This is a genomic window from Enterobacter cloacae complex sp. Mu1197 (assembly GCF_040059225.1).
GTDB lineage: Bacteria > Pseudomonadota > Gammaproteobacteria > Enterobacterales > Enterobacteriaceae > Enterobacter > Enterobacter quasiroggenkampii.
In genome coordinates, this window is sequence record NZ_CP157375.1 from 1,333,691 (window position 1) to 1,359,778 (window position 26,088).

Genomic DNA, 26,088 nt, shown 5'->3' on the forward strand with positions numbered 1-26,088 from the left:
TGATGATGAAAAACAGCGAACTGGAACGCCTGATTAACGAAAAACTCAATACCGCCTCCTTTAGCGACTACGGTCCAAATGGCCTGCAGGTAGAAGGGCGCGAAACGGTGCAGAAAATTATCACCGGCGTCACGGCAAGCCAGGCGCTGCTGGACGAGGCTGTCCGTCAGGAAGCCGATGCGGTGATTGTCCATCACGGTTACTTCTGGAAAAACGAATCACCGATTATTCGCGGCATGAAGCGCAACCGCCTGAAAACGTTGCTGGCAAATGACATCAACCTGTACGGTTACCACCTGCCGCTGGACGCGCACCCGGAGCTTGGCAACAACGTTCAGCTTGCCCGACTGTTGGGGATCACCGTAATGGGCGAAATTGAGCCGCTGGTGCCGTGGGGCGAGCTGGCGATGCCGGTTCCCGGACTGGAGCTGGCCTCGTGGATTGAAGCGCGCCTGGGGCGTCGTCCGCTGTGGAGCGGCGATACCGGTCCGGATACGGTGAAGCGTGTTGCCTGGTGCACCGGAGGCGGGCAGGGCTTTATCGACAGCGCCGCGCGCTTCGGTGTCGATGCTTTTATCACCGGCGAGGTTTCCGAGCAGACCATTCATTCGGCACGTGAACAGGGGCTGCATTTCTACGCGGCCGGGCATCATGCCACCGAGCGCGGCGGTATTCGTGCCCTCAGCGAGTGGCTGACGGAAAATACCGATCTGGATGTAACCTTTATTGATATCCCTAATCCGGCCTGATGAGAGGTGCCTGAGTGCAGCGAGCGCGTTGTTATCTTCTGGGAGAAACGGCAGTGGTTCTGGAGCTCGAGCCGCCGGTAACCCTTGCCACGCAAAAGCGTATCTGGCGGCTAACCCAGCGTCTGGTCGAACTGCCGGACGTGGTTGAAGCCATTCCGGGGATGAATAACATCACGGTGGTGCTGCGTAGTCCGCATACGCTGGCACTGGATGCCATTGAACGTTTACAGCGCTGGTGGGAAGAGAGCGAGGCGCTGGAGCCGGAATCGCGTGCCATTGAGATCCCGGTCGTTTATGGCGGTACGGGGGGACCGGATCTTGGTGTGGTCGCAGACCATTGCGGACTCACCGAAAAGCAGGTTGTTGAGTTGCACAGTTCGGTGGATTACGTCGTCTGGTTCCTGGGATTCCAGCCCGGATTCCCGTATCTGGGGGGATTATCTCCCCGGCTGCATACGCCGCGCCGCGCTGAACCGCGCCTGAGCGTACCGGCGGGGACGGTCGCGATTGGTGGCGAGCAGACCGGCGTCTATCCGCTGACTTCGCCCGGTGGTTGGCAGCTTATTGGGCATACCGCCACCCCGTTATTTGACCCCGGGCTGGCGTCGCCAATACTCCTGCGCCCGGGCGATACCCTTCGCTTTATCCCGCAGAAGGAGGGGGTATGTTAACGCTTATTCGCGCCGGGCTTTATACCTCCGTACAGGATGCCGGCCGCTTTGGCATGCGCCAGTCGGGCGTGAGCTATTGTGGCGCGCTGGACCGTCCTGCGCTGGAAATCGCTAACGTGCTGGTGGGCAACCCCGGCAGCACGGCGGCGCTCGAAATTACGCTCGGCCAGTGTGTCATTGAGTTTGGTCAGGAGACGTGGTTCGCACTCACCGGCGCAGGCTGTGATGCCACGCTGGACGGCAAAGCGGTGTGGACCGGCTGGCGTCTGCGGGCGAAAGCCGGACAGCGTCTGACCTTAAAGCGTCCTTTGCACGGCGTGCGTAGCTATCTCGCGGTGGCTGGCGGCATTGATGTGCCTGTGGTGCTGGGCTCATCCAGTACCGATCAGAAAGCCGGGGTTGGTGGTCACGAAGGACGTTTGTTGCGCGATGGCGATCGCCTGGCGATTAAGCCCTCCTCGCGTCACTTTTCGACGGCGCAGGGGGTGAAACAACTTCTCTGGGGAAACCAGATCCGCGCCTTACCGGGGCCGGAATATCATGAGTTCGACGAGGCCTCCAAAGAGTCCTTCTGGCGCTCGCCGTGGAAGCTCAGTCCGCAGAGTAACCGTATGGGATACCGCCTGCAGGGGCAGCCGCTGATCCGGACGACCGACAGGGAACTGCTTTCCCACGGTTTACTGCCTGGGGTTATTCAGGTGCCGGGCAACGGGCAACCGATTGTGTTAATGAACGACGCGCAGACGACGGGCGGTTATCCGCGAATTGCCTGCATCATTGAAGCCGATCGCTACCATCTGGCGCAAATTCCCCTCGGACAGCCGATTCACTTCGTGCAGTGTTCGCTGGAGGAGGCGCTAAAGGCGCGGCAGGATCAGCAGCGCTATCTCGAACAGCTGGCGTGGAGGCTCGATGGTAAAGATTGATTTGAATGCCGATCTGGGCGAGGGCGGCAGCGCCGATGCGGCGCTGATGACGCTGGTCTCCTCGGTCAATATCGCCTGCGGCTTTCACGCAGGCGATGCGCAAACCATGCTAGAGAGCGTGCGTTATGCCATCAAAAATGGCGTGGCGATTGGCGCTCACCCGAGCTTCCCTGACCGGGAAAACTTTGGCCGCACCGCGATGGACCTGCCGCCTGAGACGGTCTACGCTCAGGTGCTCTACCAGATTGGCGCGCTGGAGGCGATGGTTCGCGCCGGGAAGGGCGTGCTGCGCCACGTGAAGCCGCACGGCATGCTCTATAACCAGGCGGCAAAAGATCCGGCGCTGGCGGAGGTGATTGCCCGCGCGGTACGCGATTGCAACCCGCAGCTGATCCTTGTGGGGCTGGCAGGCAGCGAGCTTATTCGCGCCGGCCAGCGTCTGGGGTTAACCACGCGGCAGGAGGTCTTTGCCGACCGGGGTTATCAACCCGATGGCAGTCTTGTACCGCGTACGCAAGCTGGTGCGTTGATAACGGACGAAGGTCAAGCGCTGGCGCAGACGCTGGAGATGGTGCGCGCCGGGCGAGTGACCGCCGTGGATGGCACAACGGCGCACGTTCAGGCTGATACGGTATGTTTACATGGTGATGGCGAGCATGCGCTCCAGTTCGCGCGCCGCTTGCGGGCAGCGTTCTCTGAAGAGGGCATTCTTGTCAGCGCAGACTAATCATGAAAGGACAGAAAAATGCCAGAAGGCCCGGAGATCCGCCGCGCGGCGGATAGCCTCGAGGCGGCGATAAAGGGCAAACCCCTGACGGAGGTCTGGTTTGCTTTTCCTCAACTGAAACCGTTTGAATCACAGCTGGTAGGGCAGTCGGTAACGCATATTGAAACGCGCGGCAAAGCGCTGCTCACGCATTTTTCCCATAACCTGACGTTATATAGCCATAACCAGCTTTACGGCGTCTGGCGAGTGGTGGAGGCGGGTGAACAGCCGCAGACTACCCGCGTGCTGCGCGTCAGGCTGCAAACGGCCGATAAGGCGATCCTGCTCTATAGCGCCTCTGATATCGAAATGTTAACGCCGGAGCAACTCCTCACGCACCCGTTTCTACAGCGAGTGGGGCCGGACGTGCTGGATATGCGTCTGACGGCGAGCGATGTGAAGGCCCGACTGCTATCGCCCACATTCCGCAACCGGCAGTTTTCCGGCCTGTTTCTTGACCAGGCGTTTCTGGCCGGGCTTGGCAACTACCTGCGGGTGGAAATCCTCTGGGAAGTCGGGCTGGCGCCGCAGCACAAAGCCTCTCAGCTGAGCGATGAACAGCTGGAGGCGCTGTCCCACGCGCTGCTGGACATCCCGCGGCTGTCGTACAACACGCGCGGCATCGTAGATGAAAACAAGCACCACGGGGCGCTGTTCCGGTTCAAGGTGTTTCATCGGGCGGGGAAAAAGTGCGAGCGGTGCGGCGGCGTGATTGAGAAGGCTACGATCTCTTCCAGACCGTTTTACTGGTGTCCAGGGTGCCAGATGTAAAAAAGCCGGGTGGCGGCTACGCCTTACCCGGCCTACGTTTCGCATTTATTTGTAGGCCCGGTAAGCGGTAGCGCCACCGGGCTTAACTTTTAGCGCTTCAGGTCAGACTTAAAATCACGCTGCTCGTAGCCGGTATACAGCTGACGAGGACGGGCGATCTTCATGCCTTCGCTGTGCATTTCGTTCCAGTGCGCAATCCAGCCTACGGTACGGGCCATCGCGAAGATGACGGTGAACATGGAAGACGGAATGCCCATCGCTTTCAGAATAATGCCAGAGTAGAAATCGACGTTCGGGTAGAGTTTCTTCTCGATGAAGTACGGATCGTTCAGCGCGATGTGTTCCAGCTCCATCGCTACTTCCAGCAGGTCATCTTTGGTACCCAGCTCTTTCAGCACTTCGTGGCAGGTCTCACGCATCACGGTGGCGCGTGGGTCGTAGTTTTTGTAAACACGGTGACCGAAGCCCATCAGGCGGAAGGAGTCATTCTTGTCTTTCGCGCGACGCACGAACTCAGGAATATGCTCAACGGTGCTGATCTCTTCCAGCATCTTCAGTGCCGCTTCGTTCGCGCCGCCGTGCGCCGGTCCCCACAGGGAGGCGATGCCCGCAGCGATACAGGCGAACGGGTTCGCGCCTGAAGAGCCTGCGGTACGGACGGTGGAGGTCGAGGCGTTCTGTTCGTGGTCAGCGTGCAGGATCAGAATACGGTCCATCGCGCGTTCCAGAACCGGGTTCACTTCATACTCTTCGCACGGCGTGGAGAACATCATGCGCAGGAAGTTGCCCGCGTAGGAGAGGTCGTTGCGCGGATACACAAACGGCTGACCGATGGAGTATTTGTAACACATCGCCGCCATGGTAGGCATTTTGGACAGCAGACGGTAAGCGGCGATTTCACGGTGACGCGGGTTATTCACGTCAAGGGAGTCGTGGTAGAACGCTGCCAGCGCACCGGTAATCCCGCACATCACCGCCATAGGGTGAGAGTCACGACGGAACGCATGGAACAGACGGGTAATCTGCTCATGGATCATGGTGTGACGGGTCACGGTGGTTTTAAATTCATCGAACTGGGCCTGCGTCGGTTTTTCGCCGTTCAGCAGGATGTAGCACACTTCCAGGTAGTTGGATTCGGTGGCTAACTGATCGATAGGGAAGCCGCGATGGAGCAGGATACCTTCGTCACCGTCAATGAAGGTGATTTTGGATTCGCAAGATGCGGTAGAGGTAAATCCAGGGTCAAAGGTAAACATCCCTTTGGAACCCAGCGTACGGATATCAATAACATCCTGACCGAGCGTGCCTTTTAGCACATCCAGTTCAATAGCAGTGTCACCATTTAGGGTGAGCGTTGCCTTTGTATCAGCCATTTACGGTCTCCTTAGCGCCTTATGCTTAAGACTGCGCTTTACCGGATTTGCTTTCAGCTGTTAATCACCGTTACCAGATTGTTATTTGGCTTACCGCTCAGCTCACGAGGACAAACCAGGGTACAGAGCTATGGCGCCTTGCAGGTAAACGAATGAAATATCAGTGAAACAACAGCAAATCAGCGTTTTTGCAGTCCGAATTATTCAAACCTGTATATCACTAATAACTGTCCTGATAACTTCGGTCAATACCATCACACTGTTACATAACTATTTGTCAGGTGAAAGAGAGACCTCATAACTTTTGCGCATTATATGCCTTTTCTGATGACGTTTGTAACAATATTGTTTAACATTTGTCAAATCAGATGATTAAAAATTAAAAAGATGTTGTTATCGTGACCCTGATCACTGTTCCAGAGAAAACCCGACAAACTGTATGTAGGTTAATTGTAATGATTTTGTGAACGGCCTATACTGCCGCCAGGTCTCCGGAACACCCTGCAATCCCGAGCCACCCAGCGTTGTAATGTGTCGTTTAAGCATCTGGAAGCACTGTTTTGCATGACGCGCAGTTATAGAAAAGGAACGCTGTCTGACCCGCATCGCAGTCCGGAGGAAGGAAACAATAAGAACAGCATGTGGGCGTTATTCATGATAAGAAATGTGAAAAAACAAAGACCTGTCAATCTGGATCTCAAAACGATCCGGTTCCCCGTAACAGCAATAGCGTCCATTCTGCACCGTGTTTCTGGTGTGATTACGTTTGTGGCGGTCGGTATTCTGCTGTGGTTACTGGGCACCAGCCTCTCTTCCCCTGAAGGATTCCTCCAGGCCTCAGCCATCATGAACAGCTTCTTCGTGAAATTCATCATGTGGGGCATTCTGACCGCACTGGCGTACCACGTTGTGGTGGGTGTTCGCCATATGCTGATGGACTTTGGCTACCTGGAAGAAACCTTCGAAGTAGGGATTCGCTCCGCTAACATTTCATTTGTGATTACAGTCGTGCTTTCACTTCTCGCAGGAGTTCTCGTATGGTAAGCAACGCCTCCGCATTAGGACGCAACGGCGTACATGACTTCATTCTGGTCCGTGCTACCGCCATCGTTCTCACCCTCTACATCATCTATATGATCGGTTTCTTTGCGACCAGCGGCACGCTGACGTGGGAAATCTGGAGTGGGTTCTTCGGATCCGCCTTCACCAAAGTGTTCACCCTGCTGGCCCTGTTCTCCATCCTTATTCATGCCTGGATTGGCATGTGGCAGGTGTTGACCGATTACGTTAAACCGCTGGCGATTCGCCTCCCACTGCAGCTGGCCATTGTCGTTGCACTGGTGGTTTACGTTATTTATGGATTCGTTGTGGTGTGGGGTGTGTAATGAAATTGCCAGTCAGAGAATTTGATGCTGTTGTGATTGGTGCCGGTGGCGCAGGTATGCGTGCCGCACTGCAAATTTCCCAGAGCGGCCAGAGCTGTGCGCTGCTCTCTAAAGTTTTCCCGACCCGTTCCCACACTGTGTCCGCGCAGGGCGGTATCACCGTTGCGCTGGGTAACTCCCATGAAGATAACTGGGAATGGCACATGTATGACACGGTAAAAGGTTCCGATTACATCGGCGACCAGGATGCCATCGAATATATGTGTAAAACCGGCCCGGAAGCGATTCTGGAGCTGGACCACATGGGTCTGCCGTTCTCCCGTCTGGAAAATGGCACCATCTATCAGCGTCCGTTTGGCGGCCAGTCGAAAAACTTCGGCGGCGAGCAGGCGGCACGCACCGCGGCGGCGGCTGACCGTACCGGTCACGCGCTGCTGCACACGCTGTATCAGCAGAACCTGAAAAACCACACCACCATCTTCTCCGAGTGGTATGCGCTGGATCTGGTGAAAAACGCCGATGGCGCAATTGTTGGCTGTACCGCGCTGTGTATCGAAACCGGTGAAGTGGTTTACTTCAAAGCCCGCGCTACCGTGCTGGCGACCGGCGGTGCAGGCCGTATTTACCAGTCCACCACCAACGCCCACATCAACACCGGTGACGGTGTCGGTATGGCTATCCGCGCGGGCGTGCCGGTGCAGGATATGGAGATGTGGCAGTTCCACCCAACCGGTATCGCCGGTGCGGGCGTTCTGGTGACGGAAGGCTGCCGTGGTGAAGGTGGCTACCTGCTGAACAAACACGGCGAGCGCTTCATGGAGCGTTATGCTCCGAATGCGAAAGATCTGGCGGGTCGTGACGTGGTGGCGCGTTCCATCATGATCGAAATCCGTGAAGGCCGCGGCTGCGACGGCCCATGGGGTCCACACGCGAAGCTGAAACTCGACCATCTGGGTAAAGAAGTGCTGGAGTCCCGTCTGCCGGGCATCCTGGAACTGTCCCGCACCTTCGCGCATGTCGATCCGGTGAAAGAGCCGATTCCGGTTATCCCAACCTGCCACTACATGATGGGCGGTATTCCGACCAAAGTGACCGGTCAGGCGCTGACCGTGAACGAGCAGGGCGAAGACGTGGTCATTCCTGGCCTGTTCGCGGTGGGCGAAATTGCCTGCGTATCCGTACACGGGGCAAACCGTCTGGGCGGCAATTCGCTGCTGGATCTGGTGGTGTTTGGTCGTGCGGTGGGTCTGCATCTGCAGGAATCCATTGCCGAGCAGGGCGCGCTGCGTGACGCAACCGACGACGAAATTGATGCCTCTCTTGAGCGCCTCAACCGCTGGAACGGCAACCGTAACGGCGAAGATCCGGTGGAAATCCGCAAAGCGCTGCAGGAATGCATGCAGCACAACTTCTCGGTATTCCGTGAAGGCGACGCGATGGCTAAAGGTCTTGAGCAGCTGAAAGCGATCCGCGAGCGTCTGAAAAATGCCCGTCTGGACGATACCTCCAGCGAGTTCAACACCCAGCGCGTCGAGTGCCTGGAGCTGGATAACCTGATGGAAACCGCGTTCGCGACCGCGATGTCGGCAAACTTCCGTACCGAAAGCCGTGGCGCGCATAGCCGCTTCGACTTCCCGGAGCGTGATGACGAAAACTGGCTGTGCCATTCCCTGTATCTGCCAGAGTCGGAAACCATGACGCGTCGTAGCGTCAATATGGAACCGAAACTGCGTCCGGCGTTCCCGCCGAAGATTCGTACTTACTAATGCGGAGACAGGATAATGAAACTCGAATTCTCAGTTTATCGTTATAACCCGGATGTAGACGACGCTCCGCGCATGCAGGATTACACGCTGGAAGCGGAAGAAGGTCGTGACATGATGCTGCTGGATGCCTTAATCCAGCTGAAAGAAAAAGATCCAACCCTGTCGTTCCGCCGCTCCTGCCGTGAAGGGGTGTGTGGCTCTGACGGTGTGAACATGAACGGCAAAAATGGCCTGGCCTGCATCACGCCAATTTCAGCGTTGCAGCGTCCTGGTCAGAAAATTGTTATCCGTCCTCTGCCTGGCCTGCCGGTCGTGCGTGATTTGGTGGTAGACATGGGGCAATTCTATGCACAATATGAGAAGATTAAGCCTTACTTATTGAATAATGGGCAAAATCCACCGGCTCGTGAGCACTTACAGTCTCCTGAGCAGCGTGAAAAACTCGATGGTCTGTACGAGTGTATTCTCTGCGCATGCTGTTCTACGTCCTGCCCGTCGTTCTGGTGGAACCCGGACAAGTTTATCGGCCCGGCCGGTCTGCTGGCTGCCTATCGCTTCCTGATCGATAGCCGCGACACCGAAACCGACAGCCGTCTGGAAGGACTGAGTGACGCTTTCAGCGTATTCCGCTGCCATAGCATCATGAACTGCGTCAGTGTGTGTCCGAAGGGGCTGAACCCGACGCGCGCCATCGGCCATATTAAGTCGATGCTGCTGCAGCGCAGTGCGTAAGTAAATTTGCCGGATGGCGCTGCGCTTATCCGGCCTACGAAACTGTAGGCCCGGTAAGCGTAGCGCCACCGGGCAAAATGCAGAAACCTTTAAAAACTGCCCTGAAGTCTAGACAGTTTCTAAAGGTTCCTTCGCGGGCCACAAAGAGCTCGCAGGTGAACCCCGGCACGTACACATGGTGTGCGTGGTAGTTTCTACGGCGAAAGTAAGCATAAAAATGCTTAAGGGATCACGATGCAGAACGGCGCAATGAAAGCCTGGCTGGACTCTTCTTACCTCTCTGGTGCCAACCAGAGCTGGATAGAACAGCTCTATGAAGACTTCTTAACCGATCCTGACTCAGTGGACGCAAACTGGCGTTCCATGTTCCAGCAGTTGCCTGGTACAGGGGTCAAACCGGATCAATTCCATTCCAAAACACGTGATTATTTCCGTCGTCTGGCGAAGGATGCCTCACGTTACTCTTCTGCGATTTCCGACCCTGACACCAATGCGAAGCAGGTTAAAGTCCTGCAGCTTATCAACGCTTATCGCTTCCGTGGTCACCAGCATGCGAATCTCGATCCGCTGGGACTGTGGAAACAAGACCGTGTAGCCGATCTCGATCCGGCGTATCACGATCTGACCGAGGCCGATTTCCAGGAAAGCTTTAACGTAGGTTCCTTTGCCATCGGCAAAGACACGATGAAGCTGGGCGATCTGATTGACGCGCTCAAGCAAACCTACTGCGGCTCCATCGGCGCGGAATACATGCACATTACCTCTACCGAAGAGAAGCGCTGGATCCAGCAGCGCATCGAATCCGTAGCGGGCCACGCGACCTTCTCGGCTGACGAGAAAAAACGCTTCCTCAGCGAACTGACCGCAGCGGAAGGCCTTGAGCGCTATCTGGGCGCGAAGTTCCCGGGCGCAAAACGCTTCTCGCTGGAAGGCGGTGACGCCCTGGTGCCGATGCTGAAAGAGCTGATTCGTCACGCAGGCAAGAGCGGCACCCGTGAAGTGGTGCTGGGCATGGCACACCGTGGTCGTCTGAACGTACTGGTCAACGTGCTGGGTAAAAAACCGCAGGACCTGTTCGACGAATTCGCGGGCAAACATAAAGAACACCTCGGCACCGGCGACGTGAAGTACCACATGGGCTTCTCGTCTGATATCGAAACCGAAGGCGGTCTGGTTCACCTGGCGCTGGCGTTTAACCCGTCACACCTGGAAATCGTCAGCCCGGTGGTTATCGGTTCCGTGCGCGCGCGTCTGGATCGTCTGGACGAGCCGAGCAGCAATAAAGTTCTGCCAATCACCATCCACGGTGATGCGGCGGTGACAGGGCAGGGCGTGGTGCAGGAAACCCTGAACATGTCGAAAGCGCGTGGTTATGAAGTGGGCGGTACCGTTCGCATCGTGATCAACAACCAGGTGGGCTTCACCACCTCTAACCCGCTGGACGCGCGTTCTACCCCGTACTGCACCGACATCGGTAAGATGGTGCAGGCGCCGATCTTCCACGTTAACGCGGATGACCCGGAAGCCGTGGCTTTCGTTACCCGTCTGGCGCTGGACTTCCGTAACACCTTCAAACGCGATGTGTTCATTGACCTCTTCTGCTACCGCCGTCACGGCCACAACGAAGCGGATGAGCCAAGTGCAACCCAGCCGCTGATGTACCAGAAAATCAAAAAACACCCGACCCCGCGCAAAATCTATGCTGACAAGCTGGAGAGCGACAAAGTGGCGACGCTGGAAGATGCGACCGAAATGGTCAACCTTTACCGCGACGCACTGGATGCGGGTGAGTGCGTAGTGAAAGAGCTGCGCCCGATGAACATGCACTCCTTTACCTGGTCGCCGTACCTCAACCACGAGTGGGATGAGAGCTACCCGAACAAGGTGGAGATGAAGCGTCTGCAGGAGCTGGCTAAACGCATCAGCACCGTGCCGGACGCTATCGAAATGCAATCTCGCGTAGCGAAAATTTATGCTGACCGTCAGGCCATGGCGGCAGGCGAGAAGCTGTTCGACTGGGGCGGCGCGGAAACGCTGGCTTACGCGACGCTGGTTGACGAAGGCATTCCTGTGCGTCTGTCCGGTGAAGATGCGGGCCGTGGAACCTTCTTCCACCGTCACGCGGTCGTTCACAACCAGTCTAACGGTTCAACCTACACCCCGCTGCAGCACGTGCACAACGGTCAGGGCCAGTTCAAGGTCTGGGACTCCGTGCTGTCTGAAGAAGCGGTGCTGGCTTTCGAGTACGGTTACGCCACGGCAGAACCGCGCACCCTGACCATCTGGGAAGCGCAGTTCGGCGACTTCGCCAACGGTGCGCAGGTGGTTATCGACCAGTTCATCTCCTCCGGCGAGCAGAAATGGGGCCGTATGTGTGGCCTGGTGATGCTGCTGCCGCACGGCTATGAAGGCCAGGGTCCGGAGCACTCCTCCGCGCGTCTGGAACGTTATCTGCAGCTCTGCGCTGAGCAGAACATGCAGGTTTGCGTACCGTCCACCCCGGCGCAGGTTTACCACATGCTGCGTCGTCAGGCGCTGCGCGGTATGCGTCGTCCGCTGGTGGTCATGTCACCAAAATCCCTGCTGCGTCACCCGCTGGCGGTGTCCAGCCTGGAAGAGCTGGCGAACGGTACCTTCCTGCCAGCCATCGGTGAAATTGACGAGCTGGATCCGCAGGCCGTGAAGCGTGTGGTGATGTGTTCTGGTAAGGTTTATTACGACCTGCTGGAACAGCGCCGTAAGAACGATCAGAAAGATGTCGCCATCGTGCGTATCGAACAGCTTTATCCGTTCCCGCACCAGGCGGTGCAGGAAGCGCTGAAACCGTACGCTCACGTTCATGATTTTGTCTGGTGCCAGGAAGAGCCGCTCAACCAGGGCGCATGGTACTGCAGCCAGCATCATTTCCGTGAAGTGATTCCATTTGGGTCAGCCCTGCGCTATGCAGGTCGCCCGGCCTCCGCCTCTCCGGCGGTAGGGTATATGTCCGTTCACCAGAAGCAGCAACAAGATCTGGTCAATGACGCGCTGAACGTCGATTAATTAAAGGATACATAATGAGTAGCGTAGATATTCTTGTTCCCGACCTGCCTGAATCTGTAGCAGATGCGACCGTCGCTACCTGGCACAAAAAACCAGGCGATGCCGTTAAGCGCGATGAAGTGCTGGTAGAAATCGAAACTGACAAAGTGGTACTGGAAGTACCGGCTTCGGCGGATGGCGTTCTGGACGCGGTGCTGGAAGATGAAGGTACCACCGTGACTTCTCGTCAGATCCTGGGTCGCCTGCGTGAAGGCAACAGCGCGGGCAAAGAGTCCAGCGCGAAGTCTGAAGAGAAAGCCTCTACGCCGGCTCAGCGCCAGCAGGCCTCTCTGGAAGAGCAGTCCAACGACGCCCTCAGCCCAGCGATCCGTCGCCTGCTGGCGGAACACAGCCTTGACCCGGCAGCCATTAAAGGCACCGGTGTGGGCGGTCGTCTGACCCGCGAAGACATCGACAAGCATCTGGCGAAAGCGCCAGCTCAGGCGGAAGCGAAAGCCCCTGCGGCAGCACCGGCAGCTCAGCCTGCTCTGGGCGCGCGCAGTGAAAAACGCGTGCCAATGACCCGCCTGCGTAAGCGCGTGGCAGAGCGTCTGCTGGAAGCGAAAAACTCTACCGCGATGCTGACCACCTTCAACGAAGTAAACATGAAGCCAATCATGGACCTGCGTAAGCAGTACGGTGACGCGTTTGAAAAACGTCACGGTATCCGTCTGGGCTTTATGTCCTTCTACGTGAAGGCGGTGGTTGAGGCGCTGAAACGCTACCCGGAAGTGAACGCGTCCATCGATGGCGATGACGTGGTTTACCACAACTACTTCGACGTCAGCATGGCGGTTTCGACCCCACGTGGCCTGGTAACGCCGGTTCTGCGTGATGTGGATACCCTGGGTATGGCTGACATCGAGAAAAACATTAAAGAGCTGGCTGTGAAAGGCCGCGACGGCAAGCTGACCGTAGACGATCTGACCGGCGGTAACTTCACCATTACCAACGGCGGCGTATTCGGCTCGCTGATGTCTACCCCGATCATTAACCCGCCGCAGAGCGCGATCCTGGGTATGCATGCCATTAAAGATCGTCCTATGGCGGTAGACGGTAAAGTTGAGATCCTGCCGATGATGTACCTGGCGCTCTCTTACGACCACCGCCTGATCGACGGCCGCGAGTCCGTGGGCTTCCTGGTTGCCATTAAAGAGCTGCTGGAAGATCCAACGCGTCTGCTGCTGGACGTCTAGTCACGATTTAGCATCACCTGCCCCGTGGACCGGCACACGCTGCGCCGGTCTACAGGTTTGAAGATAACGATTACCCTGAAGGATGGATAGAACACATGAACTTACATGAATATCAGGCCAAACAGCTGTTTGCCCGGTATGGCTTACCGGCTCCGGTGGGTTATGCCTGTACTACCCCGCGTGAAGCAGAAGAAGCCGCATCTAAAATCGGTTCCGGCCCGTGGGTAGTTAAGTGTCAGGTTCACGCTGGTGGCCGTGGTAAAGCGGGCGGTGTGAAGGTTGTTAAGAGCAAAGAAGAGATTCGTGCGTTTGCTGAACATTGGCTCGGCAAGCGTCTGGTAACGTACCAGACAGATGCGAACGGCCAGCCGGTTAACCAGATCCTGGTTGAAGCGGCAACCGACATCGCGAAAGAACTGTATCTGGGCGCGGTGGTTGATCGTAGCTCCCGTCGCGTGGTGTTCATGGCATCTACCGAAGGCGGCGTGGAAATCGAAAAAGTGGCGGAAGAGACTCCGCACCTGATCCACAAAGTGGCTATCGATCCGCTGGCGGGCCCAATGCCGTACCAGGGTCGCGAGCTGGCGTTCAAACTGGGTCTGGAAGGCAAACTGGTTCAGCAGTTCACCAAGATCTTCATGGGTCTGGCGACCATCTTCCTGGAGCGCGATCTGGCGCTGATCGAGATCAACCCGCTGGTGATCACGACCCAGGGCGATCTGATCTGCCTCGACGGCAAGCTGGGCGCTGACGGCAACGCGTTGTTCCGCCAGCCGGATCTGCGCGAAATGCGCGACCAGTCTCAGGAAGACCCGCGTGAAGCGCAGGCGGCACAGTGGGAACTGAACTACGTGGCGCTGGACGGTAACATCGGCTGCATGGTTAACGGTGCGGGCCTGGCGATGGGCACCATGGACATCGTTAAGCTGCACGGCGGTGAGCCAGCAAACTTCCTCGACGTGGGCGGTGGCGCAACCAAAGAGCGCGTAACCGAAGCGTTCAAAATCATTCTCTCCGACGACAACGTGAAGGCCGTTCTGGTTAACATCTTCGGCGGTATCGTCCGTTGTGACCTGATCGCCGACGGTATCATCGGCGCGGTAGAAGAAGTAGGTGTTAACGTTCCGGTGGTTGTGCGTCTGGAAGGTAACAACGCTGAACTCGGCGCGAAAAAACTGGCTGACAGCGGCCTGAATATTATTGCAGCGAAAAGTCTGACGGATGCAGCTCAGCAGGTTGTTGCCGCAGTGGAGGGGAAATAATGTCAGTTTTAATTAATAAAGATACCAAGGTTATCTGCCAGGGCTTCACCGGTAGCCAGGGGACTTTCCACTCCGAACAGGCGATTGCCTACGGCACGCAGATGGTTGGCGGCGTAACGCCAGGTAAAGGCGGCACCACCCACCTGGGCCTGCCGGTGTTCAACACCGTGCGTGAAGCGGTAGAAGCGACGGGCGCAACCGCGACCGTGATCTACGTTCCGGCGCCGTTCTGCAAAGACTCTATTCTGGAAGCGATCGACGCAGGCATCAAACTGATCATCACCATCACTGAAGGCATCCCGACGCTGGATATGCTGACCGTGAAGGTGAAGCTGGATGAAGCTGGCGTGCGTATGATCGGCCCGAACTGCCCTGGCGTTATCACCCCGGGCGAATGCAAAATCGGCATCATGCCGGGCCACATTCACAAGCCGGGTAAAGTGGGCATCGTGTCCCGTTCCGGTACCCTGACCTATGAAGCGGTTAAGCAGACCACCGACTACGGTTTCGGCCAGTCCACCTGCGTGGGCATCGGCGGTGACCCAATCCCGGGCTCTAACTTCATCGACATCCTGAAGCTGTTCCAGGAAGATCCACAGACCGAAGCGATCGTGATGATCGGTGAGATCGGTGGTAGCGCGGAAGAAGAAGCGGCTGCTTACATCAAAGAACACGTGACCAAGCCAGTAGTGGGTTACATCGCGGGTGTGACCGCGCCGAAAGGCAAGCGTATGGGTCACGCAGGCGCGATCATTGCCGGTGGTAAGGGTACGGCTGATGAGAAATTCGCAGCGCTGGAAGCCGCAGGCGTGAAGACCGTTCGCAGCCTGGCGGATATCGGCGAAGCACTGAAATCCATCATTAAGTAAGTCCTCTCTGCTCCCCGAAAGGGGGGCGTTGCAGTATAAAAATGTCCGTTTCGACATGGTTGGCCGCTGTAAAGCGGCCTTTTTTATTGCCTGCCGGGTGTCATGCAATAGTCACAAAGTGGTGTTAATTACAGAGGATGCAAAAGTAAAATAATTGTTATTTATTTGCCTTTAAGAGGGCAGATGGAAAAAAATGAAAAACGCACTAAAATTTATGTCCTGAATAAATCAGTCATTAAGCGCTACTGAGTTAATAAAAATCACTTCTGTTTATATTCATCATTCGATTCGATAACCTTAATTGTATTTCATATACATATCTTTAACATGGTTTTTACCATGTTCACCACATCAAAACACAATTAACATAACGGATTGTTTTTGATTTAAATCAAAGTTTAATCCTTGGAAAAAGGTGCTGAAAAGCGCTAAATTGTCCCCGATCAAAATGGCCGAAAAGTGGTAATTTTGCTATAAATTGATCACCGTCGAAAAACGTAAATGTGACTCTATAAAAACCTGTTTATTGTAAGGGTTTTGCAGCGTATTATATTTGCGGGATCAATTTGAGTTTTTTATTAACGTATTTGTAACCTCACGTCATCGTTTTTATCCTCCTTCAGGGTAATAACGACGACAAGGATGCGAATAATTTGTATTGGGGCATGCGTGTGGATCGCTTTGACGGGGTTCACTCTCGGAGTCTTCATGCGATGAGCAAGGAGTCATAATGTTAGATATAGTCGAACTGTCGCGCTTACAGTTTGCCTTGACCGCGATGTACCACTTCCTGTTTGTGCCACTGACGCTCGGTATGGCGTTCCTGCTGGCCATCATGGAAACGGTATACGTTCTCTCCGGCAAACAGATTTATAAAGATATGACCAAGTTCTGGGGCAAGTTGTTTGGTATCAACTTCGCACTGGGCGTGGCCACCGGTCTGACCATGGAGTTCCAGTTCGGGACTAACTGGTCTTACTATTCCCACTATGTCGGGGATATCTTCGGTGCGCCGCTGGCCATTGAAGGTCTGATGGCATTCTTCCTCGAATCCACCTTTGTAGGTCTGTTCTTCTTCGGTTGGGACCGTCTGGGTAAAGTCCAGCATATGGCGGTGACCTGGCTGGTGGCATTAGGTTCGAACCTGTCCGCGCTGTGGATCCTGGTTGCGAACGGCTGGATGCAGAACCCTATCGCGTCTGATTTTAACTTCGAAACCATGCGTATGGAGATGGTCAGCTTTGCCGAGCTGGTCCTGAACCCGGTTGCTCAGGTTAAATTCGTTCACACCGTCGCTTCTGGCTATGTGTGCGGCGCGATGTTTGTACTGGGCATCAGTTCTTACTATATGCTGCGCGGTCGTGACTTCGCGTTTGCTAAGCGCTCCTTTGCTATCGCTGCAAGCTTCGGTATGGCTGCTATCCTCTCCGTTATCGTTCTGGGTGATGAATCCGGTTACGAAATGGGTGACGTGCAGAAAACCAAACTGGCCGCCATCGAAGCCGAGTGGGAAACCCAGCCGGCGCCTGCTGCCTTTACGTTGTTCGGTATTCCGGATCAGGACGCGCAGGAAAACCGCTTCGCCATTCAAATCCCTTATGCGCTGGGTATCATCGCCACCCGTTCTGTTGATAAGCAGGTGACGGGTCTGAAAGAGCTGATGGTGCAGCACGAAGAGCGTATCCGTAACGGTATGAAAGCCTACTCGCTGCTGGAACAGCTGCGTGCCGGTTCTACCGACCAGGCCGTTCGCGACCAGTTTAACGATGTGAAGAAAGATCTGGGTTACGGTCTGCTGCTGAAGCGTTATACCCCGAACGTGTCTGATGCGACGGAAGCGCAGATCCAGATGGCAACCAAAGACTCGATTCCACGCGTTGCGCCACTGTACTTCGCATTCCGTATCATGGTGGGCTGCGGCATCATCATGCTGCTGATCATTGCGGCGTCCTTCTGGTCCGTGATTCGCAACCGTATCGGCGAGAAAAAATGGCTGCTGCGCACTGCGCTGTACGGTATTCCACTGCCGTGGATCGCAATTGAATCCGGCTGGTTTGTGGCGGAGTATGGCCGTCAGCCATGGGCGATCGGTGAGGTGCTGCCAACGGCGGTAGCGAACTCGTCCCTGACCGCAGGCGACCTGATCTTCTCCATGCTGCTGATTTGTGGTCTGTACACCCTGTTCCTGGTGGCTGAACTGTTCCTGATGTTCAAGTTCGCGCGCCTTGGCCCAAGCAGCCTGAAAACCGGTCGCTATCACTACGAGCAGTCCACTGCGACTACTCAGCCGGCACGCTAAGACAGGAGTCATCAAATGATCGATTATGAAGTATTGCGTTTTATCTGGTGGCTGCTGGTTGGCGTTCTGCTGATCGGTTTCGCCGTCACGGATGGTTTCGACATGGGGGTGGGGATGCTCACCCGTTTCCTCGGTCGTAATGACACCGAGCGTCGAATCATGATCAACTCCATCGCCCCGCACTGGGACGGTAACCAGGTGTGGCTGATCACCGCAGGCGGCGCGCTGTTCGCCGCCTGGCCGATGGTCTATGCGGCTGCGTTCTCCGGTTTCTATGTGGCGATGATTCTGGTGCTGGCCTCTTTATTCTTCCGTCCGGTCGGTTTCGACTACCGTTCCAAGATTGAAGATACCCGCTGGCGCAACATGTGGGACTGGGGCATCTTCATCGGTAGCTTCGTTCCACCGCTGGTGATCGGCGTGGCGTTTGGTAACCTGCTGCAGGGCGTACCGTTCCACCTGGACGAATACATGCGTCTTTACTACACCGGTAACTTCTTCCAGCTGCTGAATCCGTTTGGTCTGCTGGCCGGTGTCGTGAGCGTGGCGATGATCATCACTCAGGGCGCAACCTATCTGCAGATGCGTACCGTGGGTGAGCTGCATCTGCGTTCGCGCGCGACGGCTCAGGTTGCTGCGCTGGTTACGCTGGTCTGCTTCGCGCTGGCCGGTGTGTGGGTGGTGTACGGTATTGATGGCTACGTGGTGACGTCTGCGATCAACCACACTGCACCGTCTAATCCGCTGACCAAAGAAGTGTCGCGTCAGGCGGGGGCATGGCTGGTGAACTTCAACAATACCCCTGTGCTGTGGGCGATCCCGGCGCTGGGCGTGCTGCTGCCGCTGCTGACCGTGCTGACGTCTCGTCTGGAAAAAGGCGCGCTGGCGTTCGTGTTCTCTTCACTGACCCTGGCATGCATTATCCTGACGGCGGGTATTGCGATGTTCCCATTCGTCATGCCATCCAGCACCATGCTGAATGCTAGCCTGACCATGTGGGATGCAACGTCCAGCCATATGACGCTGAACCTGATGACGTATGTTGCTTGCGTGTTCGTTCCGATCGTTCTGGCCTACACCATCTGGTGTTACTGGAAAATGTTCGGTCGTATCACGAAAGAACATATCGAAAGCAACACCCACTCTATGTACTAAGTAAGGAGCTGAATATGTGGTATTTCGCATGGATTTTAGGGACGCTTCTTGCCTGTGCATTTGGTGTCATCACTGCCCTGGCGCTTGAGCACGTAGAAGCGACCAAAGCGGGTGAAGAAAAACACTGATGAATATTATCGCGAAACTTTACGCGGTAATGGACAAGCGCCCGTTACGGGCGCTTTCTTTAGTGATGGCATTACTGCTGGCAGGTTGTATCTTCTGGGACCCTTCGCGCTTTGCAGCGAAAACCAGCGAGCTTGAAATCTGGCACGGCTTCCTCATTATGTGGGCGGTGTGCGCAGGTGTGATCCACGGCGTGGGCTTTCGTCCGAAAGCCGTTCACTGGCAGGGAATTTTCTGCCCGCTGATTGCCGAGCTGGTGCTTCTCGCCGGTTTGATTTTCTTCTTCTTCTGAATAAGAAATGTCCGTTAACGTTATGGGCTTACCCGAGCCCATAAAAATTTACTCTCCGTTTACTTTCCCCCATTCCAAACCATCTTTCCCGCGCGTATAGTAGCGAAGTTTAAAAGCTCTAACTTTTGTTGCATTACTGGGATGTAAAGTGAATACAACGCTGTTTCGATGGCCGGTTCGTGTCTATTACGAAGATACCGATGCCGGTGGTGTGGTTTACCACGCCAGCTACGTTGCTTTTTATGAACGGGCACGCACAGAGATGCTGCGCCATCATCACTTTAGTCAACAGGTGCTGTTGGCTGAGCGAGTTGCCTTCGTGGTACGCAAGATGACGCTTGAGTATTTTGCGCCTGCCAGACTCGACGATATGCTCGAAGTCCAAACTGAAATTACATCAATGCGCGGAACCTCACTGGTTTTCACGCAGCGGATAGTCAACGCAGAGAACACCGTACTGAACTCAGCTGAAGTACTGATTGTTTGTGTTGATCCAACCATAATGAAGCCTCGTGCGCTTCCTAAGTCTATTGTCGCGGAGTTTAAGCAGTGACTGACATGAATATCCTTGATTTGTTCCTGAAGGCAAGCCTTCTGGTTAAACTTATCATGTTGATTTTGATTGGTTTTTCAATCGCATCCTGGGCCATCATCATCCAGAGAACGCGTATCCTCAATGCCGCTGGCCGTGAAGCTGAAGCGTTTGAAGATAAGTTCTGGTCGGGCATTGAGCTTTCTCGTCTGTACCAGGAGAGCCAGGGACGCCGTGAAAACCTGACCGGCTCCGAGCAAATTTTCTATAGCGGTTTCAAAGAGTTCGCCCGTCTGCATCGTGCAAACAATCATGCGCCTGAAGCGGTGGTGGAAGGTGCCTCGCGTGCGATGCGCATCTCGATGAACCGCGAGCTGGAAAACCTTGAAACGCATATTCCTTTCCTCGGTACTGTCGGTTCCATCAGCCCGTATATTGGTCTGTTTGGGACCGTGTGGGGGATCATGCACGCCTTTATCGCGCTGGGCGCGGTGAAGCAGGCGACGTTGCAGATGGTTGCACCGGGTATCGCTGAAGCACTGATTGCGACCGCTATCGGTCTGTTTGCGGCAATTCCGGCAGTTATGGCCTATAACCGTCTGAACCAGCGCGTGAACAAACTGGAACTGAACTACGACAACTTTATGGAAGAGTTCACTGCGATTCTGCACCGTCAGGCGTTTACCAGCACCGAGAGCAACAAGGGGTAAACCATGGCCAGATCGCGTGGACGAGGTCGTCGCGAGCTCAAGTCCGAAATCAATATCGTTCCACTGCTGGACGTCCTGCTGGTACTGCTGCTGATCTTCATGGCAACAGCGCCAATCATTACCCAGAGCGTGGAAGTGGATCTGCCGGATGCGACAGAATCACAGGCGGTGAGCACCAATGACGATCCTCCGGTTATCATTGAGGTTTCCGGCGTAGGGCAATACAGCGTCGTGGTAGAGAAGGATCGTATGGATCAGCTGCCACCTGAGCAGGTTATTGCCGAAGCGCAGCGTCGCCTGGAGTCAAATCCGAAAACGGTCTTCTTAATCGGTGGCGCGAAAGACGTACCCTACGATGAAATTATTAAAGCGCTGAACTTGCTACATAGTGCGGGTGTTAAGTCAGTTGGCTTAATGACCCAACCTATTTGATCATCCGCGTAGTTTTTGGGAACCGATAGTGTCAAAGGCAACCGAACAGAACGACAAGCTTAAGCGAGCGATAATCGTCTCCGCAGTGCTGCACGTTATTCTTTTTGCAGCGCTGATCTGGAGTTCGTTCGACGAGCATATTGATGCATCAGCCGGCGGCGGTGGAGGGTCTTCCATTGACGCCGTGATGGTGGATCCCGGTGCGGTAGTACAGAACTATAATCGCCAACAACAGCAGAAGGCGAGTGCAAAACGGGCTGAAGAACAGCGTGAAAAACAGGCGCAACAGCAAGCGGAAGAACTGCGTGAAAAGCAGGCCGCCGAGCAGGAGCGTCTGAAGCAGCTTGAGAAAGAACGTTTGCAGGCGCAGGAAGCCGCGAAAGCGCAGGCAGAACAGCAGAAACAAGCCGAAGAGGCCGCGAAAAAAGCACAGGAACAGCAAAAGCAGGCGGAAGAGGCGGCAGCAAAAGCCGCAGCGGACGCGAAAGCACAGGCTGATGCCCAGGCGAAATTAGCGGCAGAAGCGGCGAAGAAAGCGGCTGCTGATGCCCAGAAGAAAGCGGAAGCCGAAGCCGCGAAGAAAGCCGCCGCTGATGCTCAGAAGAAAGCGGAAGCCGAAGCCGCAAAGAAAGCCGCAGCTGATGCTCAGAAGAAAGCAGAAGCGGAAGCCGCGAAGAAGGCCGCTCAGGAAGCAGAGAAGAAAGCTGCTGCCGAGGCCGCGAAGAAAGCGGCTGCTGCCGAGAAAGCTGCAGCAGAAAAAGCCGCGGCAGAAAAAGCGGCAGCCGCCGAAAAAGCCGCTGCTGACAAAAAAGCTGCAGCTGAGAAGGCCGCTGCCGATAAGAAAGCAGCAGCTGAAAAAGCGGCTGCTAAAAAGGCTGCCGCCGCTGAAAAAGCCGCTGCTGCCGCAGGGGTTGACGATCTGCTGGGCGATTTGAGCTCCGGTAAGAATGCGCCGAAAACGGGTGGTGGGGCGAAAGGAAACAACGCAGCGCCGACCGGAAGTGGTAACACTAAGAGTAACGGTGCGACAGGGGCTGAAATCAACGGTTATGCCGCGCAGATTAAATCCGCTATTGAAAGCCGATTCTATGATGCGTCTTCCTATACCGGTAAAACGTGTACGTTACGTATAAAACTGGCTCCGGATGGCATGCTGCTGGATATTAAGTCTGAAGGTGGCGACCCGGCTTTATGTACTGCGGCCCTGGCTGCAGCGCGTCAGGCGAAGATGCCTAAACCGCCTTCGCAGGCAGTCTACGAAGTCTTCAAAAATGCGCCGCTGGACTTCAAACCTTAAGTTACATTTTCCCCGTGCAAACGGGGAAAAATAGACCAGGTTTAGTCACAGGGTTCGGGTAGTTTTGTCTATTTGAGTTTGTTAACATTCTGCTAAATTATCGTGGGTAAGGTTACCCGGATAAGGGAGATATGATGAAGCAGGCATTACGTGTAGCATTTAGTTTTTTAATGCTGTGGGCAGCAGTACTGCACGCAGAAGTACGTATCGAGATCACCCAGGGGGTGGACTCGGCACGCCCAATCGGTGTTGTTCCGTTCCAGTGGGCCGGTCCTGGCGCTGCACCTGAAGATGCCGGTGGCATCGTGGCGGCTGACCTGCGTAACAGCGGTAAATTCAACCCGTTAGATCGTTCTCGTCTGCCTCAGCAGCCGGGTAGCGCGCAGGAAGTACAGCCTGCAGCATGGTCTGCACTGGGTATTGATGCCGTGGTTGTGGGTCAGGTTACCCCTAATCCAGACGGTTCATACAACGTGGCCTGGCAGCTGGTGGATACCGGCGGTGCACCAGGTACCGTTCTGGCCCAGAATTCTTACAAGGTCACCAAGCAGTACCTGCGCTACGCGGCACACGCTGCCAGCGATGCGGTATTTGAAAAACTGACCGGCATTAAAGGTGCGTTCCGTACCCGTATCGCGTACGTGGTGCAGACCAACGGTGGTCAATTCCCGTATGAGCTGCGCGTATCTGATTACGATGGCTACAACCAGTTCCTGGTGAAACGCTCTTCGCAGCCACTGATGTCTCCAGCCTGGTCTCCGGACGGTTCTAAGCTGGCGTATGTCACCTTCGAAAGCGGCCGTTCTGCGCTGGTTATCCAGACGCTGGCAAACGGTGCGGTTCGTCAGGTGGCGTCTTTCCCACGTCACAACGGTGCGCCTTCGTTCTCTCCAGATGGCTCTAAACTGGCGTTTGCGTTGTCTAAAACCGGTAGCCTGAACCTGTACGTGATGGACATTGGCTCTGGCCAGATCCGTCAGGTGACCGACGGTCGTAGCAACAACACCGAACCTTCATGGTTCCCGGACAGTCAAAACCTGGCGTTTACCTCTGACCAGGCCGGCCGTCCACAAATCTATAAAGTCAACATCAACGGCGGTGCTCCGCAGCGTATTACCTGGGAAGGTTCACAGAACCAGAACTCAGACGTGAGCAGCGACGGTAAATTTATGGTAATGGTCAGCTCTAACGGTGGGCAGCAGCACATTGCCAAACAAGATCTGGTAGCGGGTGGCGTTCAAGTTCTGTCGTCAACGTTCCTGGATGAAACGCCAAGTCTGGCACCTAACGGCACGATGGTAATCTACAGCTCTTCTCAGGGGATGGGATCTGTGCTGAATCTGGTTTCTACAGATGGGCGTTTCAAAGCGCGTATTCCGGCTACTGATGGACAGGTAAAATCACCTGCCTGGTCGCCGTATCTGTAAATAATAATTAATTGATTACTAAAGGAATCATAGAAATGCAACTGAACAAAGTGCTGAAGGGGCTGATGATCGCTCTGCCTGTAATGGCAATCGCAGCGTGTTCTTCTAACAAGAACGCCAGCAATGACCAGAGCGGCGAAGGCATGATGGGTGCCGGCACCGGTATGGACGCGAACGGCAATGGCAACATGTCTTCTGAAGAGCAGGCGCGTCTTCAGATGCAGCAGCTGCAGCAGAACAACATCGTTTACTTCGATCTGGATAAATACGACATCCGTTCTGACTTCGCTGCGATGCTGGATGCGCACGCTAACTTCCTGCGTAGCAACCCATCTTACAAAGTCACCGTAGAAGGTCACGCGGACGAACGTGGTACTCCAGAGTACAACATCTCCCTGGGTGAACGTCGTGCTAACGCTGTTAAAATGTACCTGCAGGGTAAAGGCGTTTCTGCTGACCAGATCTCCATCGTTTCTTACGGTAAAGAAAAACCTGCAGTACTGGGTCACGACGAAGCGGCTTACTCCAAAAACCGTCGTGCCGTACTGGTTTACTAAGAGAATTGCATGAGCAGTAACTTCAGACATCATCTGTTGAGTCTGTCGTTACTGGTTGGAATAGCGGCCCCCTGGGCCGCTTTTGCTCAGGCACCAATCAGTAGTGTCGGCTCAGGCTCGGTAGAAGACCGGGTCACTCAACTCGAGCGTATTTCTAACGCTCACAGCCAGCTTTTAACCCAACTCCAGCAACAACTTTCCGATAACCAGAATGATATTGACTCTCTCCGCGGTCAGATTCAGGAAAGCCAGTATCAGCTTAACCAGGTTGTGGAACGTCAGAAGCAAATCTTGTTGCAGATCGATAGCCTGAGTAGTGGTGGTGCAGCAGCACAGCCAGCCGCAGGCGATCAGAGCGGTGCGGCGACGTCTACGCCAGCGCCATCTGCTGATACGTCAGCCTCAACAGGCGCGCCTGTACAGAGCGGTGACGCGAATACGGACTACAATGCGGCCATTGCCCTGGTACAAGATCAATCTCGTCAGGATGACGCGATTGCTGCGTTTCAGAACTTTGTTAAGAAATACCCTGATTCCACTTATCAGCCAAATGCCAATTACTGGCTCGGTCAGTTGAATTACAACAAGGGTAAAAAGGACGATGCGGCGTTTTATTTTGCCTCAGTGGTGAAAAATTACCCAAAATCGCCGAAAGCGCCAGATGCGATGTATAAGGTTGGCGTGATCATGCAGGACAAAGGCGACACCGCGAAAGCCAAAGCGGTTTATCAGCAGGTGGTTGCAAAATTCCCGGGTACCGAAGGTGCTAAGCAGGCGCAAAAACGTCTGAATTCGATGGGATGATTATCGCATGACCAGAAATCGCGTTATTTCTGGTCGTGCAGCATGATTACTAAGCAGTTAAGTGATCTTCATCGAAATTTTTGTTGCGCAGAATTCTTAAATCAGTAATATATGCCGCCGTTGCCACGGGATATCAAACAACGTGAAAGCAGCATAAAAGTGGGTCGTTAGCTCAGTTGGTAGAGCAGTTGACTTTTAATCAATTGGTCGCAGGTTCGAATCCTGCACGACCCACCACTAAGTCAGGTGGAAGTAGTAGTAAAACGTGAAGGATAACGTTGCGTCAGCAACGGCCCGTAGGGCGAGGCGAAGCCGAGTCATCCTGCACGACCCACCACTTAACGCAGTTCTGGCAGTACAGAGTGGGTGATTAGCTCAGTTGGTAGAGCATCTCCTTTACACGGAGGGGGTCGGCGGTTCGAGCCCGTCATCACCCACCACTCGGGTCGTTAGCTCAGTTGGTAGAGCAGTTGACTTTTAATCAATTGGTCGCAGGTTCGAATCCTGCACGACCCACCAATTTTAATATCTTACTCAGGTATTAAACGTGAAGGATAACGTTGCTTTAGCAACGGCCCGAAGGGCGAGGCGAAGCCGAGTCATCCTGCACGACCCACCACTTTAAAGTGGTACCGAGTAAAAATCTTCGAAGTCAGCACCCGAATGGGTCGTTAGCTCAGTTGGTAGAGCAGTTGACTTTTAATCAATTGGTCGCAGGTTCGAATCCTGCACGACCCACCACTTCGAAGAAAAAAATCCCGCAAGGGGTCGTTAGCTCAGTTGGTAGAGCAGTTGACTTTTAATCAATTGGTCGCAGGTTCGAATCCTGCACGACCCACCAGTGTAGAAAGGCGCCCTAAAGGCGCCTTTTTGCTATCTGCGATACAACAAATGCTCCGCCCATCTATTC

25 protein-coding genes and 5 tRNA genes are annotated in these 26,088 nt (G+C 55.0%); 29 read left to right on the forward strand and 1 reads right to left on the reverse strand.

Annotated features, from left to right (window positions below; genetic code table 11):
• Positions 1–5: 5 nt before the first annotated feature.
• From ABFV38_RS06290 to nei, 5 genes are read left to right on the forward strand one after another with little or no spacing between them, the layout of a single operon-like run.
• Positions 6–749, forward strand: a complete 744-nt coding sequence (locus ABFV38_RS06290; protein ID WP_045909572.1) for a type 2 GTP cyclohydrolase I — start codon at positions 6–8, stop codon at positions 747–749.
• Positions 750–763: 14 nt separating this feature from the next.
• On the forward strand, positions 764–1,420 hold the full coding sequence (pxpB, locus tag ABFV38_RS06295; protein ID WP_045909571.1) for a 5-oxoprolinase subunit PxpB: 657 nt from the start codon (positions 764–766) through the stop codon (positions 1,418–1,420).
• Positions 1,414–2,346 carry a 5-oxoprolinase subunit PxpC gene (gene pxpC, locus ABFV38_RS06300; protein WP_348958850.1) on the forward strand — a complete coding sequence of 311 codons (933 nt, stop codon included), beginning with the start codon at positions 1,414–1,416 and terminating at the stop codon, positions 2,344–2,346. Before pxpB ends, pxpC begins: the two co-directional genes overlap by 7 nt.
• Entirely contained in the window at positions 2,333–3,073 is a 741-nt protein-coding gene (gene pxpA, locus ABFV38_RS06305) for a 5-oxoprolinase subunit PxpA (protein ID WP_348958852.1), read from the forward strand. Before pxpC ends, pxpA begins: the two co-directional genes overlap by 14 nt.
• An 18-nt stretch (positions 3,074–3,091) precedes the next feature.
• Positions 3,092–3,883, forward strand: coding sequence for an endonuclease VIII (nei, locus tag ABFV38_RS06310; RefSeq protein WP_045909568.1), 792 nt, complete (start codon positions 3,092–3,094; stop codon positions 3,881–3,883).
• 89 nt (positions 3,884–3,972) lie between these two features.
• Here the strand turns inward: nei and ABFV38_RS06315 are convergent, their stop codons facing one another.
• Positions 3,973–5,256, reverse strand: a complete 1,284-nt coding sequence (locus tag ABFV38_RS06315; RefSeq protein ID WP_045909567.1) for a citrate synthase — start codon at positions 5,254–5,256, stop codon at positions 3,973–3,975.
• A gap of 639 nt (positions 5,257–5,895) precedes the next feature.
• On the opposite strand from ABFV38_RS06315, the gene sdhC reads away from it, so the two are divergent.
• The 24 genes from sdhC (at position 5,896) to ABFV38_RS06435 (ending at position 26,019) form a co-directional block, all read left to right on the forward strand.
• Entirely contained in the window at positions 5,896–6,300 is a 405-nt protein-coding gene (sdhC, locus tag ABFV38_RS06320; RefSeq protein ID WP_348959404.1) for a succinate dehydrogenase cytochrome b556 subunit, read from the forward strand.
• Positions 6,294–6,641, forward strand: a complete 348-nt coding sequence (gene sdhD, locus ABFV38_RS06325) for a succinate dehydrogenase membrane anchor subunit (RefSeq protein WP_008501088.1) — start codon at positions 6,294–6,296, stop codon at positions 6,639–6,641. Before sdhC ends, sdhD begins: the two co-directional genes overlap by 7 nt.
• Positions 6,641–8,407 (forward strand): succinate dehydrogenase flavoprotein subunit, encoded by a 1,767-nt coding sequence (gene sdhA, locus ABFV38_RS06330; RefSeq protein ID WP_008501089.1) that lies wholly within the window; start codon positions 6,641–6,643, stop codon positions 8,405–8,407. Before sdhD ends, sdhA begins: the two co-directional genes overlap by 1 nt.
• 15 nt (positions 8,408–8,422) lie before the next feature.
• Positions 8,423–9,139 carry a succinate dehydrogenase iron-sulfur subunit SdhB gene (gene sdhB / locus ABFV38_RS06335; RefSeq protein ID WP_008501090.1) on the forward strand — a complete coding sequence of 239 codons (717 nt, stop codon included), beginning with the start codon at positions 8,423–8,425 and terminating at the stop codon, positions 9,137–9,139.
• A gap of 234 nt (positions 9,140–9,373) precedes the next feature.
• Complete coding sequence (gene sucA / locus ABFV38_RS06340) at positions 9,374–12,181, forward strand: 2-oxoglutarate dehydrogenase E1 component (protein WP_008501092.1); 2,808 nt, start codon at positions 9,374–9,376, stop codon at positions 12,179–12,181.
• 14 nt (positions 12,182–12,195) lie between these two features.
• Positions 12,196–13,416, forward strand: coding sequence for a 2-oxoglutarate dehydrogenase complex dihydrolipoyllysine-residue succinyltransferase (gene odhB, locus ABFV38_RS06345; RefSeq protein ID WP_008501093.1), 1,221 nt, complete (start codon positions 12,196–12,198; stop codon positions 13,414–13,416).
• Positions 13,417–13,511: 95 nt separating this feature from the next.
• Positions 13,512–14,678: an ADP-forming succinate--CoA ligase subunit beta gene (gene sucC / locus ABFV38_RS06350; protein WP_006809579.1), complete on the forward strand. Its 1,167-nt coding sequence runs from the start codon at positions 13,512–13,514 to the stop codon at positions 14,676–14,678.
• A complete protein-coding gene (gene sucD / locus ABFV38_RS06355; RefSeq protein WP_008501094.1) occupies positions 14,678–15,547 on the forward strand; it encodes a succinate--CoA ligase subunit alpha in 870 nt (289 codons plus the stop codon). The genes sucC and sucD overlap by 1 nt, the downstream gene beginning before the upstream one ends.
• 730 nt (positions 15,548–16,277) lie before the next feature.
• A complete protein-coding gene (cydA, locus tag ABFV38_RS06360) occupies positions 16,278–17,846 on the forward strand; it encodes a cytochrome ubiquinol oxidase subunit I (protein ID WP_008501098.1) in 1,569 nt (522 codons plus the stop codon).
• A 15-nt stretch (positions 17,847–17,861) separates the two neighbouring features.
• Positions 17,862–19,001 (forward strand): cytochrome d ubiquinol oxidase subunit II, encoded by a 1,140-nt coding sequence (gene cydB, locus ABFV38_RS06365; RefSeq protein ID WP_348958855.1) that lies wholly within the window; start codon positions 17,862–17,864, stop codon positions 18,999–19,001.
• A 14-nt stretch (positions 19,002–19,015) separates the two neighbouring features.
• Positions 19,016–19,129: a cytochrome bd-I oxidase subunit CydX gene (cydX, locus tag ABFV38_RS06370; protein ID WP_003858598.1), complete on the forward strand. Its 114-nt coding sequence runs from the start codon at positions 19,016–19,018 to the stop codon at positions 19,127–19,129.
• The gene (gene ybgE / locus ABFV38_RS06375; RefSeq protein WP_348958856.1) at positions 19,129–19,419 is read left to right on the forward strand and encodes a cyd operon protein YbgE; all 291 of its coding nucleotides are present in this window, start codon (positions 19,129–19,131) and stop codon (positions 19,417–19,419) included. The genes cydX and ybgE overlap by 1 nt, the downstream gene beginning before the upstream one ends.
• A 148-nt stretch (positions 19,420–19,567) precedes the next feature.
• On the forward strand, positions 19,568–19,972 hold the full coding sequence (gene ybgC, locus ABFV38_RS06380; protein WP_003858593.1) for a tol-pal system-associated acyl-CoA thioesterase: 405 nt from the start codon (positions 19,568–19,570) through the stop codon (positions 19,970–19,972).
• Positions 19,969–20,661, forward strand: a complete 693-nt coding sequence (gene tolQ, locus ABFV38_RS06385) for a Tol-Pal system protein TolQ (RefSeq protein WP_008501101.1) — start codon at positions 19,969–19,971, stop codon at positions 20,659–20,661. The genes ybgC and tolQ overlap by 4 nt, the downstream gene beginning before the upstream one ends.
• Before the next feature lie 3 nt (positions 20,662–20,664).
• Positions 20,665–21,093 (forward strand): colicin uptake protein TolR, encoded by a 429-nt coding sequence (tolR, locus tag ABFV38_RS06390; RefSeq protein WP_003858589.1) that lies wholly within the window; start codon positions 20,665–20,667, stop codon positions 21,091–21,093.
• Between the two features lie 28 nt (positions 21,094–21,121).
• Entirely contained in the window at positions 21,122–22,390 is a 1,269-nt protein-coding gene (tolA, locus tag ABFV38_RS06395; protein ID WP_008501102.1) for a cell envelope integrity protein TolA, read from the forward strand.
• 134 nt (positions 22,391–22,524) lie between these two features.
• Positions 22,525–23,817, forward strand: a complete 1,293-nt coding sequence (gene tolB, locus ABFV38_RS06400) for a Tol-Pal system beta propeller repeat protein TolB (RefSeq protein WP_008501103.1) — start codon at positions 22,525–22,527, stop codon at positions 23,815–23,817.
• Positions 23,818–23,852: 35 nt separating this feature from the next.
• Positions 23,853–24,374, forward strand: coding sequence for a peptidoglycan-associated lipoprotein Pal (gene pal, locus ABFV38_RS06405; protein WP_003858578.1), 522 nt, complete (start codon positions 23,853–23,855; stop codon positions 24,372–24,374).
• A gap of 9 nt (positions 24,375–24,383) precedes the next feature.
• The gene (gene cpoB, locus ABFV38_RS06410) at positions 24,384–25,178 is read left to right on the forward strand and encodes a cell division protein CpoB (RefSeq protein WP_248220988.1); all 795 of its coding nucleotides are present in this window, start codon (positions 24,384–24,386) and stop codon (positions 25,176–25,178) included.
• 161 nt (positions 25,179–25,339) lie between these two features.
• A tRNA-Lys gene (locus ABFV38_RS06415) sits at positions 25,340–25,415 on the forward strand.
• A 127-nt stretch (positions 25,416–25,542) separates the two neighbouring features.
• Positions 25,543–25,618, forward strand: a tRNA-Val gene (locus ABFV38_RS06420).
• Positions 25,619–25,621: 3 nt separating this feature from the next.
• Positions 25,622–25,697, forward strand: a tRNA-Lys gene (locus ABFV38_RS06425).
• A gap of 146 nt (positions 25,698–25,843) precedes the next feature.
• Positions 25,844–25,919, forward strand: a tRNA-Lys gene (locus tag ABFV38_RS06430).
• A gap of 24 nt (positions 25,920–25,943) precedes the next feature.
• A tRNA-Lys gene (locus ABFV38_RS06435) sits at positions 25,944–26,019 on the forward strand.
• The last annotated feature ends 69 nt before the right edge of the window (positions 26,020–26,088 follow it).